The organism is Vibrio salilacus (genome assembly GCF_002811245.1).
GTDB classification, from domain to species: domain Bacteria; phylum Pseudomonadota; class Gammaproteobacteria; order Enterobacterales; family Vibrionaceae; genus Vibrio; species Vibrio salilacus.
In genome coordinates this window covers 1-14,663 of sequence record NZ_NIVQ01000023.1, presented here as the reverse complement: position 1 = coordinate 14,663, position 14,663 = coordinate 1, and the positions used below count along the sequence as shown (strand labels likewise).

The window sequence follows — 14,663 nt, the reverse complement described above, 5'->3', positions numbered from 1 at the left end:
GGAACTCCTTATTGTGGCGTAGCAGCGTCGTTTGTTCGACTTTTACGCTCTTAAATTCATCGGGTACGGTTATACTGTAACGAACAAACCAAACTCTTATAGTGATGTTAATCACAACAATGCGCGCAACAAATATCAACATTGCACGCAAAATCGGTTTGCATCACATTTTTAGGTAAACTGAGTAAGGTAGTTGCATAAAAACAGCCCTCACGTCATAGAAGCAAGGGCCATTGTCAGTGTAGATGGATCAAACCTGTTTTGAGTTAAATTTTAACAAGCGTAATGCATTGAGCGTGACGATAGCGGTCGCCCCACTGTCAGCTAATACCGCAACCCACAACCCGGTAATACCCAGTAAACTTGTCACCAAGAAGACGCCTTTAAGACCGAGCGCTAGCGCTATGTTCTGTCGAATAATCGCCACTGTAGCGCGTGATAGTTCAATCATACCCGCCAGCTCAGTTAATCGATTATGCGTCAAGGCAGCATCAGCCGTTTCTAAAGCCACATCGGTTCCTCCGCCCATTGCAATACCTATATGAGCCGCTTTCATCGCTGGTGCATCATTAATTCCATCGCCCACCATCGCAACATTGACGTCTTTGCTCAGTTGCTCAACATAAGTCACTTTATCTTGAGGCAGTAGCTCTGCTTTATAATCAATGCCAATCATGGCGCTGACCGCATCAGCGCTACGCGTGTTATCACCCGTGAGCATAATCGACTTAATACCCAGAGCCTTTAATGCTGTTACCGCTTGGTACGAGTCTTCTCGCAACGTGTCTTGCCACGCAACTAAGCCAATAATCTCAGTAGCTTGAAAAGCGACCACCACTGTTTTCCCTTGCGCTTCAAGCTGTTCTATTTGCGCTATTATCGTGTTGCTCACCTTGACCTTAATCCGACTAGGTGCGAGAACTTGATAGTCAACCCCGTCGATAAAACCTTGAACGCCACTGCCAACCAACGCTTGTTTGTGCTCTGCTTCAACGATATTAAGTCCACGTTGTTTCGCTTTTTCAACCACAGAAATCGCCAATGGATGACTAGAGCCAACTTCAATCGCTGCGACTTTTTCAAGTACCGACTCCGACGACCAACCACTAAAACCAATTACATCCGTCACTTGAGGTTTGCCTTGCGTTAAGGTGCCCGTTTTATCAAATGCCACGGTTTCAATTCGGCCTAATTGTTCTAATGCGGCTCCCCCTTTAATCAAAGCACCACGACGCGCGGCCGCCGCTAAACCGGAGGTAATCGCCGCAGGTGTGGAGATCACCAGTGCGCATGGACAGGCGATTAACAGCAGTGCTAAACCACGGTAGATCCAAGTTTCCCAAGGCTGAGCAAACACAAGGGGCGGCATAATAATCACAATAAGCGCCACCAGCATCATTAGCGGTGTATACCAGCGACTAAACTTATCAAGGAAACGTTCAAGAGGTGCTTTGCGTGACTCCGCCTCTTCAATCAAATGAAGAATCCGGTCTATCGCGTTCTCGCCTTGTTTTGATGTCACAGCCAATCGCACCACTTTATCAACCACAACGGCGCCAGCAATGACCGCATCACCTTGGCTCCGCTCGACGGGTATCGACTCCCCTGTCAACGCACTTTCATCAAAACTGGCCGTCCCTTCAAGCAAGCGCCCGTCGGCAGGCAATCTTCCACCCGGTGATACTTCGATAATATCGCTAGGTTGTAATTCACTGACGCCAACCCAGACTCGCTGACCATTCACTATTTTCGTGGCATTTTCTGGCACTAACGCCATCAGAGCCTTAACGCCACTGCGGGCCCGCGAAGCAGCAAAAGCTTCAAGGCGCTCGCCAATCAAAAACAGCAGCAACACCATTGCCGCTTCGACCGTTTCTCCCAGATATAACGCGCCGAGTGCCGCAACACTCATCAAGGTTTCAATCGAGAATGGTGTCCCTGACTTAGCTAAAGTAATGGCTTTGCGTCCGATGGGATAAAGCCCAGACAAACAGGTGACCACGAATAATCCGTGGCTTAATTGAGGGGAAATAGGTTGCATGATTGCAGCAATTATCATTGCCAAAGCAATCGCCAAAATCTGTGCGTTGTGTTTTATCACCAATGGCCAACTTGACGCTGACGGGGTGCTTTGAGGCTGTTGGTGAGTGGTAAAAGAAAAACCGCTGTCAATAATGGCACTCTCTACTTGCGTAACCACATCGGCATGTTCGGTTTCAATGATCAGTTTTTCGGTTGCAAATAAGACCTTGGCACTGATTACGCCCTCAACGCGTGTAACTGCGGTTTCGACTTTTCGTGCGCAAGATGGACAGTCCATCCCTTCAATCTTCCAGCGATAAGTTAATAGGCCGGCGCGACTGGAGTCACTTTCCTCATCGGAAGGGTCGCCGCCACTGCCACAATCACTTGAGCTGCAGCAATCAGACTCTGGCGTGATCACGTCAGAGATGGTAATAGACCCCTTGTTGAGACCAGAACATCCCCCCGTTTGTGAAGGTTTGAACGCGATTTTTTGTGAGCGGCATGCATGATGTTTTGTGCACATAGGTTTGTCTCCATTCATTGTACACCTTAAGTCTAAACCTTAGAGTCTACTCCAAGGTCAAACTTTTTTTGCCACGTTCACAAAGAATGCATTTTTCAATCAATATCGCTTACAAAAGAGGTGTGCGGCACACCTCTTGTCACTGTTAATTGAATTGGTCACACAGGATGTTTAAAGCAATCGTTGATGTTTTTACCAATTGCGCGCAAAACATCCCGACGAGTGATAATTCCCACTAGTCTGCCACTATCAATAACCGGATAGACTTTAGGCTTCCCTACTCGCATCATATCCGCCAACTCGATAATTGACGTTTCAGAGGTAACCGACAACACCTCAGGGTGCATACAATCGGCGACAGTGTGGCTGTCTTGACAGTAGTAACTGACGTTGATGAGTTTTTCGAGCAGATCCTGGCCTGATAAAAAGCCGACTACCTCACGGCGTTCATTCAACACAGGTCCACCGAGGTAGCGAGAGTTCATGACTTTGTCGAGCGCCGCACTGAGCGACATCTCTGGGGTAAAAGTTACCGCTTGCAGGGTCATATAGTCTTTTACTTTGAGTGATTCCATTTGAGTCTCCTTACTTGCAAGCCTACGCTGCTTATACTGTAAGTGTTGTCTAATTTCTTGATTTTACTAAATGGAAATCAACAATTTTTGCAATCGGTGTCGTCTATCAAAGTCAAATAGACGCTCGTCACTAAACCAATGCATCACGCTTCGAGAGCCAAACACTAAAGAGTGAGACGCAAAAAGGGACACAATAAGTGAGGATGACCTTAAAAAAATTGACACTGCCTGTGAGAAGAAGCGCATCATACTGATTGATAATATTGAGTAAGGTGCCCACGACCAAGGCAATCACAAACGATCTTTTTATTGCAAGTTTGCTCATTCTATTCACCTTCTTACCATCTCAATTTTTTATTAATCACATTAACTATAGTGAACTTTGTCGTTATTGTATTTAAAGGCAATAGAGATGTACCTAAACCACTTGGCGTTGCAAGTAGTCGGCAAGTGAGTGAATCCCCATAAGCTTAGATAGACTATGTGATTGGGGTGAACGAACCTAGCCCGCACCGCTGCGGCTTCAAGTAGGAAGAGGATTGTCGTTTGTCATGACTGCCAACGTTTGGCTGCTTTGGCATCTGAGTCTCGTGACTCAACCCATCGAGTGATGTCGGTGGTGCGTTCTTTTTTCCAAAATGGCGCCTTGGTTTTTAGGTAATCCATAATGAATTCACACGCCTCAAAGGCTGCGCCACGATGGGCGCTTGATACACCAACGAACACAATTTGATCACCGATATCCAAGTCACCGACTCGGTGAATCACTCGAGTGTTGAGTAGTGGCCAGCGCTGTTCTGCCTCATCACAAATTTCGCTGAGTGCTTTTTCCGTCATCCCCGGATAATGTTCAAGGGATAAACCAGTCACATTGTCACCAAGGTTCATATCTCTCACCTTGCCAACAAACGTCACTACAGCGCCTGAAGCGGTTCCATCAGCCAACGCTTGGTATTCATCACCAACACAAAAGTCTTGTTTAAAAACCGATACTCGACTGTCCATGTTTAGCCTCCGGTGACTGGCGGAAAGAACGCAACTTCATCACCAGATTCAACCCGATGGTCTAACGGCACGATCGACTGGTTGACTGCCGTGAGCAACTTACCCGGCTCTAGAGCAAGATCCCATTTACCTTGCTGCTTAGCTAAATGCGCACGCACTTGTTCAACACTGCTAAACTCGCCGTCAAGTTGCAGCTCATCAATACCAACTAGCTCGCGCGTTTGAGCAAAAAAAAGCACTTTAATCATGCATCCACCTTAAAGTGACCAGACTTACCGCCTGTTTTTTCAAGCAAGCGTACCTGCTCTATCACCATATCTTTTTGTACCGCTTTACACATATCGTAAATGGTTAACGCCGCCACAGAAGCAGCAGTCAGCGCTTCCATTTCTACGCCGGTTTTTCCTGCGAGTTTGCAAACAGACTCGATACGGACCTTATTTTCAGCCGGCATCGCTTGCAACTGTACTTCAACCTTTGACAGTAACAACGGATGACAAAGTGGAATTAAATCCCAGGTTTTCTTTGCCGCTTGAATACCGGCGATACGCGCTGTAGCAAAAACGTCACCTTTATGGTGCTGGCCAGAAACAATCAGCTCAAGCGTTTCTGGCGCCATATGAACAAAGGCTTCGGCACGGGCTTCACGCACCGTTTCTGCCTTGGCTGACACATCAACCATATTGGCTTCGCCAGAGGCATTAATGTGAGTAAATTCGCTCATTGCTCGCCCTCCGATTAAACTGCTAAATGCGGCATAAAGTTACAAGGACGATGACTCGCATCCATTTGTTGCTTGATGATTTTGCTCCAGCCAGTGCGACAAGCACCGGTAGAGCCCGGCATGGCGAAAATAACCGTATGATTGGCAAAACCTGCAATGGCGCGCGATTGAATCGTTGACGTGCCAATTTCCTCATAAGAGACCATACGGAAAAGTTCACCAAACCCTTCGACTTCTTTATCAAACAAAGGCTTTAGTGCTTCCGGAGTGCTGTCACGTGAAGTAAAGCCCGTACCGCCAGTGATCATGACGGCCTGCACGTTATCATCGGCAATCCACTGTGAGACGATCGCACGAATCTTATACATGTCATCAATCACAATTTGCTTATCAACCACATTGTGTCCAGACTCTTTTGCTTGCTCAACCAAGTAACCGCCTGAGGTATCAGTTTCTTCTGTGCGCGTATCAGAAACCGTTAGTACTGCGATATTTGCTGGTTGAAATTTGCTATCTGCGTGACCCATTTGTTCACCTATTTTAATCAGTAATACTCGCACTAAGCGCCAAGCTTAATGCCATTATCTATAGTTTGAGTTTATTTAACCGCCGATTGACGCCAAATGTGGCGTCATACCTGAGTTGCCATCATGTAAGAAGTGGCTGACCGACTTGGTCTGCAATTGCGCTTGGATACGATCTATCAGTGAATAGTGCTGTGCATCATCTGCAAGCAAATCACGCAATTCTACGCCGTGATCGCCAAACAAACACAAGTGCAACTTGCCTATTGCCGAGACACGCAGTCGATTGCAACTTGCGCAAAAATCCTTCTCATATGGCATGATCAGACCGATTTCACCCTGATAGTCAGGATGAATAAACACTTGCGCCGGGCCATCGTTGTTTGCTCGTGCTTTCAGTAGCCAACCATTGGCAATCAATTGATTTCGAATCGCCACTCCAGACACATGGTGGCGCTGAAAAAACGTATCCATTTCGCCAGTTTGCATCAGCTCAATAAAACGTAATTGAATCGGTCGTTCTTTAATCCAAGCCAGAAAAGCGGGCAATTCATCAGCATTGAGATCTTTCATCAACACGACATTAACTTTGACCTGCTGATACCCGACTTCAAAAGCACGCTCAATACCATCCATTACTTGGGTAAACTTATTTTCACCGGTAATTTGCTGGAACATTCGCGGGTCGAGGCTATCAACACTGACATTAATATGCGTTAGCCCTGCCTGCTTCCAGTCTGCCACTTGCTTGGCCATACGATATCCGTTAGTCGTCGTCGCGACCTTATCAATACCTGACGTTGAAGCCACGGTATGGATAATATCGTTGAAGTCTTTGCGCAAACTTGGCTCGCCACCCGTAATACGGACTTTAGACGTACCGCAATCGGCAAACGCCGAAACCACACGTTTAATCTCGGGCAGGGATAAAAAAGACGAGTTTTTCTGCCCCGAAGGCCGGTAGCCATCAGGTAGACAATAAGTGCATTTAAAGTTACAAACATCTGTAACGGAAAGCCGTAAGTAATAAAACTTACGGTTGAATCTATCTTCGAATTGTTGCGCCACGGAACACCTTTCCAAACACGGGAGGCATAATCATTTCCAATTATACCCTTGTGACAAAATATCACTGGCTTAACAAGCGTATTCAGGATGAACTTAGCCTGTGAAGCTCGGAGCTATGGCAACCACCTATATGGGGTAGTAGCTTGACTATTAAAATACTTAATAATTATGTGTGATTCCACCCTGCGCACCAAAAAATCGTGCTTAAAGCGCAAATTACTCCCTATTGAGTATTTAATATGAATACAATATTCTAAATTGTAGTTGGTTATGACAAAAATAGAAGCTCAGCATGACACTTTACGCTAGCAAAAAAGTGGTCGCAGTCGGTGGAGGCCATGGTCTCGGTAGGATGCTTGCGGCATTGAAAGATTTCGGCTCAAACGCCACTGGCATTGTCGCGACGACGGATAATGGCGGCTCAACCGGTCGTATTCGTAACTGTCAAGGTGGTATTGCCTGGGGAGATACTCGTAACTGCATCAATCAGCTCATTACAGAACCTTCGATTAGCTCGATGATGTTTGAATACCGCTTCAAAGGCACCGGAGAGCTTGACGGTCACAACCTAGGCAACTTGATGTTAACTGCGCTCGATAACCTCTCAGTACGGCCACTTGATGCAACCAATTTGATCCGCAACATGCTCAAAGTCGATGTCAATATTATCCCGATGTCTGAACACCCCTCCGACTTAAGAGCATTAGCCCTCAATGGTCGCTGGGTTACTGGCGAAACCAATGTTGATGAGATGCCAGATAAACTGATTCGGCTTGATTTAGAGCCAGAAGTACCGGCCACTAAAGAAGGGGTATTAGCGCTAGAACAAGCCGATGCCATCATCCTTGGTCCGGGCAGCTTCCTGACCAGTATTATGCCCCCCTTACTGTTACCCGAGATTGGCCGTGCGATTGCCAATAACCTCAAAGCTAAGGTTATTTTTGTCGAAAATTTGTCGCCAGAATTTGGCCCCGCAGGAGAAATGACATTAGAGGAAAAGCTCGACTGGTGCGAGCGCTCCTGCCAAGGTCGACAGATTGATGTCGTGCTTGGTGATCAAGCCCACCCTGAATTGCAGCGTTGGAATTGCGTCACGACACCTTTAGCTTCACCCAATAGGGATTGGCGTCATGACCGAATTAAGTTGCAACAAGCAATAGAGAAGCTCTTAGTCGAGTAACTGTTTGTATCTCTGTTCAGTTTGTTTGAGCAGAGATAACATTTGCTGTTTATCGTCTTCAGAAGCTAATGCATCCCCCGCTTTCGCTCTTGCATCGAGTTCAACCGAAAAGGTACGCAGTGCCTCGGCGCCAAAGCTGGCAGCGCTGCTTTTCAGGGCATGGCTGATCTCTTGAAGATAGCTGTCTTGCTGCTGAGAATCGAGTTGTGACAAAGTAGCGATGTAGTGACTCAGTTCACCCAGAAAAATCTCCAATAATACTGGCACGTTTTCTTGACCAATTTCATTGGCTAATCGGTCTAGTTTGGCCTGTTGTAATAAATCCACGTTTATGCTTCCTTTACATTCCATGATTGCAGTTTACGGTACAGTGTCGAAGGACTAACATCAAGGTATCCAGCAGCCTTAGGAATATTGCCATCGCACGCTTTTATCGCTTGCTCAATCGCGTTTTTCTCGGTTAACCACAACGGGAAAATATCTTGAACTGACACAACATCATTATCGACGCCAAGCGGTACTCTAATCTCACTTTTTGTAGATTGATTGAGTGGTGGCGGCAACATGTCTAAGGTAATTTCTCGACCATTATTGAGCACCACGACGTTACGCAGCACGTTTTGCAATTGGCGCACATTGCCCGGCCATTCGTAGCGAGAAAATCTCTCTACCACTTCAGGAGCGAGGCGCACAAAATCTTTGCCTTCTTCTTTAGACATATAACCAAGCAGAGAATACGCAATCTCAATGATGTCTTCTCCTCTTTCTCTCAAAGGAGGCAAATGCAATGGAATCACGTAGAGACGATAGTATAAATCTTCACGGAAACGCCCCTCTTCAACTTCTTTCCACGGATCGCGATTGGTAGCACAAACGAAACGAACATCGACACTCTTCATCTTAGATGAGCCGACTTTTTGGAAGGTGCCCGTTTGAATAAAACGCAATAGCTTGGTTTGCAGATCAAGATCCATTTCACACAGTTCATCAAGGAACAGCGTTCCGCCATCCGCCAGTTCAGCGGCCCCTTGTCGGTCTGTTGCTGCGCCAGTGAAAGCACCTTTGACGTGACCAAACAGCTCACTCTCGATCAAATCTTTCGGGATCGCTGCACAGTTAATGGCAATAAATGGCTTGTCTCTGCGCTTACTCGTGGCATGAATGGCTTCCGCACATACCTCTTTACCCGTACCACTCTCACCAGTAATGAAGATACTTGCTTTACTACTCGCGGCTGAGTCAATCGTACGGTAAACTGCTTGCATTGTTTGACTGCTGCCGATAAAGCCTTGATAACCTTGACTACCAGAACTGCTCGCATCATTTTTGAGTTTGTTGGCTTTGCGCAGGGCGTTGTTAACGGTAACGCGAAGACGGTCCGCTTCACATGGTTTGATAAGAAAGTCTTGTGCGCCATGACGCATCGCTTCAACCGCCGTGTCAATCGAACCGTGCGCCGTCATAAAGATCACTGGCACATCAGGATTCTTCGCTTTCACCGCGTGAAGCACATCCATCCCCGTCATATCCGGTAGACGTAAATCGAGTAAGATCAGATCCGGGGTACGAAAATTGAGGCTTTCAATCGCATCACGACCCGTGCCGACAATATTGATATCAATTTGCAGCGGAGTAAGATAAGAGCGATACAGTGCCGCGACCGACGCTGTATCTTCTACCATCAGCAAATATCTTGCTTTCTGATCAGATAACACTTGTTGCATAACCTAGCCATATTTAAATTTGCATTATGTACAAATCATTGCATTAGGCTTTGCAATTTGCAAACGTTTCATTCTAAAAGTCGCTTTAAGCTTGATCAAATCGCCATTTTATCGCTTAGCAACTGGCACAATCTATGCAGCTCTTACCATGATCCTTCTGGGTCACCTAGCCAACTGACGTTGTTAGTGAATAACGTATTCACAAATAACAGCCAATAGAATCCTTGCTATTGGCTATTTTTTTGACTGGGGTACGCTTAACTGTTGGCGATAAACTGTTGACGTAGCTTGTCAATTTGATCACGTTTTTCTGCCGCCAATTCAAACTCGAGATCTTGAGCATGCTGATACATTTGCGCTTCAAGTTTACGGATTTCTTTATCTAACTCTTGTGGCGTCATAACATCATAGCTTTGTGAAGGTTCAGCCACTTTAGACAAAGGAACCGCTTTGCTCGTGCGCTGTTTTTTACCCTTAGTGATGTCGCCAAGCTCCATAATATCTTTTATGTTTCGTTTCAGCGCCTGAGGTTCAATGCCCATTTTGGCATTATGATCTTGCTGCTTTTGACGGCGTCGATTGGTTTCATCGATGGCTTTCCCCATCGACTTAGTGATCCGGTCGCCATATAAAATCGCCTTACCTTCCACATTTCGCGCCGCGCGGCCAATGGTCTGAATTAATGAGCGTTCTGAACGCAGGAAACCTTCTTTATCCGCATCAAGAATCGCAACCAACGACACTTCAGGCATATCGAGTCCTTCGCGCAATAAGTTGATCCCAACCAAGACATCAAATTCACCTAAACGTAAATCACGAATAATCTCAACACGTTCGACGGTATCAATGTCTGAGTGCAGATAACGTACTTTTACCTCATGCTCGGTGAGATATTCAGTTAAATCCTCAGCCATACGCTTGGTTAATGTCGTCACCAGCACTCGTTCATCTTTTACCGCTCTAATGCGAATTTCAGATAACAAGTCATCCACCTGAGTCGCGACCGGACGAACTTCTAACTCCGGGTCAAGGAGACCTGTTGGCCTCACGACTTGGTCTGCGATATCATTTTCTGATTTTTCTAACTCATAGTTACCCGGAGTGGCCGAGACAAAAATCGTCTGCGGAGCAAGTGATTCAAATTCTTCAAATTTCAGTGGTCGGTTATCAAGTGCTGAAGGTAAACGGAAACCAAATTCAACTAGGGTCTCTTTGCGAGAGCGGTCACCTTTGTACATAGCGCCAATTTGCGGCACTGTCACATGAGACTCATCAATAATCAACAAGCCATCATGTGGCAGGTAATCAAACAGCGTTGGCGGCGGCTCGCCCTCATTACGACCACTTAAATAACGCGAGTAGTTTTCGATACCAGAGCAGAAACCGAGCTCATTCATCATTTCAATATCAAACTGGGTTCGCTGGGAAATACGTTGTTCTTCTAATAGCTTGTTATTATCCAGCAGGTGTTTTTTACGCGCTTCAAGTTCGATCTTAATATGCTCAATTGCCTCAAGCATTCTGTCACGGGGTGTCACATAGTGAGTCTTAGGATAAATAGTGTAGCGAGCTAAATCACGCTGGTTAACCACTCCCGTCAATGGATCAAACACACTGATACAATCTATTTCATCATCAAACATTTCAATACGAACCGCGTCCTGGTCCGATTCAGCAGGAAAAATGTCAATCACTTCGCCGCGCACGCGAAATTGACCACGCTCAAACGCCACATCATTACGGCTATATTGCAGATCTGCCAAACGCCTGAGAATATCCCGTTGGTTCATGATGTCGCCGCGACGAATGTGCAACATCATTTTGAGATACGATTCAGGATCACCCAAACCATAAATCGCTGAAACTGAGGCAACAATAATGGCATCTTTACGTTCTAATAAGGCTTTAGTGGCAGATAAGCGCATCTGTTCAATGTGAGCGTTAACTGACGAGTCTTTTTCGATAAAAGTATCCGTAGTCGGTACGTACGCTTCTGGCTGATAGTAATCGTAGTAAGAGACAAAATACTCAACCGCATTATTCGGAAAGAAAGACCTCATCTCTCCATAAAGCTGCGCTGCAAGGGTTTTATTCGGTGCCAACAAGATTGCAGGACGCTGAGCATTGGCGATGACATTCGCGAGTGTGAAGGTTTTTCCTGACCCAGTCACACCAAGTAATGTTTGATGCGCTAAACCAGCATCAAGCCCTTCGGACAATTGATTAATCGCCGTCGGCTGATCGCCAGCAGGCTGATAGTCTGAGACCAAATCGAAAACTTTACCCATCTCTTTTCTCTTGTTGATGTTGCACTTTATTGCTCATTGTGACTGTATAGATATACAGACTCAAGCATTCACGGAAAATTAATCTCTGTTTTACATCAACGCACATAGAACAACTAGATCAATCCCTTTAATCCTGATATCATGCTCAACCTCGTCAGAGCCTACCAGTAACTTCCCCCTAAATATCACCCACAAGATATTCACATTTATCTTTATTTTCACCTGATATTGACATTTTCTATCCGATACTCTCGTTGTGACAAAAACATTAAATAAAAACAGAAAATCCTTATATAACAAAGCTTAAGGTTATAGATTATTGAGTTGTGCATAATCTTTTTAGTAATCAAAGATCAACATACTCAAGTTTAATGCACACACTTATCCACAAATTTGGTGGATAAGTAAATCTAGCCCTTTAGCGATAAGGGCTACAGAAAAGTAAAGCAAATTTTTAAGCTTTTTTTTATTAAATCGCTGGGTAAAATATTGACACTATTCGACTCGGTAGCTAATATTCGCTCGCTAAAACAATTCCCCCTTAGTTCAGTCGGTAGAACGGCGGACTGTTAATCCGTATGTCGCAAGTTCAAGTCTTGCAGGGGGAGCCAAATTCCAAAAAAGACGTCCTAGGACGTCTTTTTTGTATCTAGACCTCGTTACAAAACCACTAACTGAAAACAGTACAACAAAGCCAAAACCATTTTAGAGTAATCGCTTAAATTAGAAAAATGCGGACAAATTTTTGTATCGGCAAATCGATTAGTGAAGTGTTCAGCCCTGCTGGTACAGCTCAGTAAGATGACATCCGTGAACTATACACAACAGAACCACTAAAAGAATATAGCCTCTGCCATTGCACCTATCCATAAAGCCCAACCTATCATTTAAAGATGACTAGATCGGTGTATAGCCTTTTAACATCACATCATAAACTGGCCTCAGAAGCGTTTCTTCAAAATGCCACGCAATCACACTTTCATCCAGTGGATCAACGACTTCAAAGGGTAGTGCAGTTACCGGTTGCAAAGCATAATTAAATTCCCACAACATTGCATGGCCGACATCGACAATCATTGGACAAGAAGTATAACCATCCCATTTGGCGGTTAAAGACTGCCCTTTTATTAAACTACATAAATTCTCCGCCACTACTGGAAGTTGGGTTTTAACTGATGCCGCTGTTTTACCAATTGGCGTACCGACACAATCGCCAATACCAAATACATTAGGGTAATGGTTATGTTGCATGGTGAAATTATCAACATCCAAATATCCGTGAAAATCTTTATTGTCGGCTAGCGCGGAATCACGAATAACCTTTGGTGGTGTCATCGGCGGCACTACATGAATAAAATCCCAGTTAATGCGCTGGCTTGAACCATCTGACTGAGTAAAAACGGCCGATTTATTACTACTATCAATAGCGGTGAGCACCTGATCATAATTCGGTTCGATTTGTCGTTTTTTCCAAATTTCTTTTAATTTGTTATTAAACACCTCAACAGCAAAAAGACTATTTTCTGACGTATAGTAGTTGAAGGTAAATTCGTTTCTTCGCCCACTTTGAGCGGCAAAATATTCAACTAAGTTTATGGCTTTCATTGGTGCACCAGCGCATTTCATCGCACCAACTGGACGGGTAAACACCGCTTGACCATTCCCAGGGTTGTCGACAAACTGCTGAGCCTGCTTATAACTCGCTAGACCGGCTTCTGGACTGTAATAGATACTAGCGATTCCATCTTTTCCTATTAAGCCAGTGTCCATTCCTTCAATAAGATCATAGCGTAACTCAATACCAGTAGAAACAATCAAATAGTCATAGGCGACTTGTTCACCGTCATCAATTATCACTGCGTTCATATCTGGTTGAAATTCAACCACAGAGCCGCGTTTCCAGTTTATCTGGCTATCTAGATAACGATCTAAGGGAGTAACAACATCATTTTTACTATTATAAGAGCCAGCAAGAAGTAATGTTTGTCCAGGCTGATACCAATGGAAATCGCGTGGCTCAATAACCGTAATCTGCGCGCCATTAAGCTTGCGTAACAACATGTTAGCAATGCCAATTCCTCCGGCACCACCACCAACAATAACAATTTTAGCTTTGGTATCAATTTTACTAACTTCAGTATATCCGACACCAACAGCGCCTACAGCACCAATAGCAAGGCCGGACTTTAATAATGTTCTACGTGTAATTGGCATAAATAGGTCCTTTATAAATACACAAGTTACTAAGTGGTACAATCACTTATTTTTATTCATCCTCTTTATAGCGTAGCAATAAATCAGCGATTAAAAATCGAACTATCCAAATCAGCCATTGCTTCATACTGGCTGATATATACCTTGCCTTTGAAGTGCTCAAAGAAGTCTGACTTTTTAATATCATCCAGGACTGGGCTTTTAACTTCTAATAAGTGCAGTTGAATCTCAGATACGGGAGGCGCAACACTGTACGCAGTAAACTGCGCGTGGCTCAGTCTCTGGCTACATACGTTTTCTAAGCTGCCTGTGCGGCAGTGAACAGCAAATTAAAGATGCAGCGACGCCGCCAATATACTCGGTCTCATTGGATCAAATGTTTCAATCCACGCGCCTGTGGGAGGCGCGACATATTGTGCGTGTTGATAACGATGAGGGCTACTGGTTTCAATCCACGCGCCTGCGGGAGGCGCGACGTACGGCGATGATGTGGAAGACGAATTTATACTTGTTTCAATCCACGCGCCTGCGGAGGCGCGACGTTTAGCGTGCGGTGGCAGATGTCGTGCCAAAATGGTTTCAATCCACGCGCCTGCGGGAGGCGCGACATTTTCTCAATGCAAGTGCATAGGTTTATAGCTCGTTTCAATCCACGCGCCTGCGGGAGGCGCGACCAGAATATCGCTATTCATCACACTTACTGGTTTGTTTCAATCCACGCGCCTGCGGGAGGCGCGACGTCACCTGTTTGGTTAGTCTGTCACCGATCATGCAAAACTGATCCACTAACGATCATCGAAAACTGATCCACTT

Annotated in this window: 13 protein-coding genes, 1 tRNA gene and 1 riboswitch; of the genes, 2 read left to right on the top strand and 12 right to left on the bottom strand. The window is 45.2% G+C overall.

Features of this window, described 5'->3' with window-relative positions; all coding sequences use genetic code 11:
• Positions 1 to 250 precede the first annotated feature (250 nt).
• The 8 genes from CDZ87_RS13760 to moaA form a co-directional block, all read right to left on the bottom strand.
• A complete protein-coding gene (locus CDZ87_RS13760) occupies positions 251 to 2,548 on the bottom strand; it encodes a zinc/cadmium/mercury/lead-transporting ATPase (RefSeq protein ID WP_100754065.1) in 2,298 nt (765 codons plus the stop codon).
• 158 nt (positions 2,549 to 2,706) lie between these two features.
• Positions 2,707 to 3,123: a CBS domain-containing protein gene (locus CDZ87_RS13755; RefSeq protein WP_038172993.1), complete on the bottom strand. Its 417-nt coding sequence runs from the start codon at positions 3,121 to 3,123 to the stop codon at positions 2,707 to 2,709.
• Between the two features lie 130 nt (positions 3,124 to 3,253).
• Positions 3,254 to 3,448, bottom strand: a complete 195-nt coding sequence (gene nrtS, locus CDZ87_RS17195; protein ID WP_100754064.1) for a nitrate/nitrite transporter NrtS — start codon at positions 3,446 to 3,448, stop codon at positions 3,254 to 3,256.
• Positions 3,449 to 3,672: 224 nt separating this feature from the next.
• Entirely contained in the window at positions 3,673 to 4,128 is a 456-nt protein-coding gene (gene moaE / locus CDZ87_RS13745) for a molybdopterin synthase catalytic subunit MoaE (RefSeq protein WP_100754063.1), read from the bottom strand.
• Between the two features lie 2 nt (positions 4,129 to 4,130).
• Positions 4,131 to 4,376 carry a molybdopterin synthase sulfur carrier subunit gene (moaD, locus tag CDZ87_RS13740; protein WP_100754062.1) on the bottom strand — a complete coding sequence of 82 codons (246 nt, stop codon included), beginning with the start codon at positions 4,374 to 4,376 and terminating at the stop codon, positions 4,131 to 4,133.
• The gene (gene moaC / locus CDZ87_RS13735) at positions 4,373 to 4,852 is read right to left on the bottom strand and encodes a cyclic pyranopterin monophosphate synthase MoaC (RefSeq protein ID WP_038172997.1); all 480 of its coding nucleotides are present in this window, start codon (positions 4,850 to 4,852) and stop codon (positions 4,373 to 4,375) included. The genes moaD and moaC overlap by 4 nt, the downstream gene beginning before the upstream one ends.
• Positions 4,853 to 4,866: 14 nt before the next feature.
• On the bottom strand, positions 4,867 to 5,379 hold the full coding sequence (gene moaB / locus CDZ87_RS13730; RefSeq protein ID WP_100754061.1) for a molybdenum cofactor biosynthesis protein B: 513 nt from the start codon (positions 5,377 to 5,379) through the stop codon (positions 4,867 to 4,869).
• A 75-nt stretch (positions 5,380 to 5,454) separates the two neighbouring features.
• Positions 5,455 to 6,444 carry a GTP 3',8-cyclase MoaA gene (gene moaA / locus CDZ87_RS13725; protein ID WP_100754060.1) on the bottom strand — a complete coding sequence of 330 codons (990 nt, stop codon included), beginning with the start codon at positions 6,442 to 6,444 and terminating at the stop codon, positions 5,455 to 5,457.
• A riboswitch (molybdenum cofactor riboswitch) is annotated at positions 6,433 to 6,569 on the bottom strand. (Overlaps the previous gene by 12 nt.)
• A 167-nt stretch (positions 6,570 to 6,736) precedes the next feature.
• On the opposite strand from moaA, the gene CDZ87_RS13720 reads away from it, so the two are divergent.
• Complete coding sequence (locus CDZ87_RS13720) at positions 6,737 to 7,624, top strand: YvcK family protein (RefSeq protein WP_100754059.1); 888 nt, start codon at positions 6,737 to 6,739, stop codon at positions 7,622 to 7,624.
• Here CDZ87_RS13720 and luxU read toward each other — a convergent pair.
• The 3 genes from luxU to uvrB form a co-directional block, all read right to left on the bottom strand.
• Entirely contained in the window at positions 7,613 to 7,951 is a 339-nt protein-coding gene (luxU, locus tag CDZ87_RS13715; RefSeq protein ID WP_100754058.1) for a quorum-sensing phosphorelay protein LuxU, read from the bottom strand. The genes CDZ87_RS13720 and luxU overlap by 12 nt on opposite strands.
• A 2-nt stretch (positions 7,952 to 7,953) precedes the next feature.
• Entirely contained in the window at positions 7,954 to 9,348 is a 1,395-nt protein-coding gene (gene luxO, locus CDZ87_RS13710; protein WP_100754057.1) for a quorum-sensing sigma-54 dependent transcriptional regulator LuxO, read from the bottom strand.
• A gap of 257 nt (positions 9,349 to 9,605) precedes the next feature.
• Positions 9,606 to 11,636 carry an excinuclease ABC subunit UvrB gene (gene uvrB / locus CDZ87_RS13705; RefSeq protein WP_100754056.1) on the bottom strand — a complete coding sequence of 677 codons (2,031 nt, stop codon included), beginning with the start codon at positions 11,634 to 11,636 and terminating at the stop codon, positions 9,606 to 9,608.
• Between the two features lie 535 nt (positions 11,637 to 12,171).
• Between uvrB and CDZ87_RS13700 the strand changes: the two genes are divergently transcribed.
• Positions 12,172 to 12,247 (top strand) — tRNA-Asn (locus CDZ87_RS13700).
• A gap of 286 nt (positions 12,248 to 12,533) precedes the next feature.
• Here the strand turns inward: CDZ87_RS13700 and CDZ87_RS13695 are convergent.
• The gene (locus CDZ87_RS13695; RefSeq protein ID WP_100754055.1) at positions 12,534 to 13,850 is read right to left on the bottom strand and encodes an NAD(P)/FAD-dependent oxidoreductase; all 1,317 of its coding nucleotides are present in this window, start codon (positions 13,848 to 13,850) and stop codon (positions 12,534 to 12,536) included.
• Between the last annotated feature and the right edge of the window lie 813 nt (positions 13,851 to 14,663).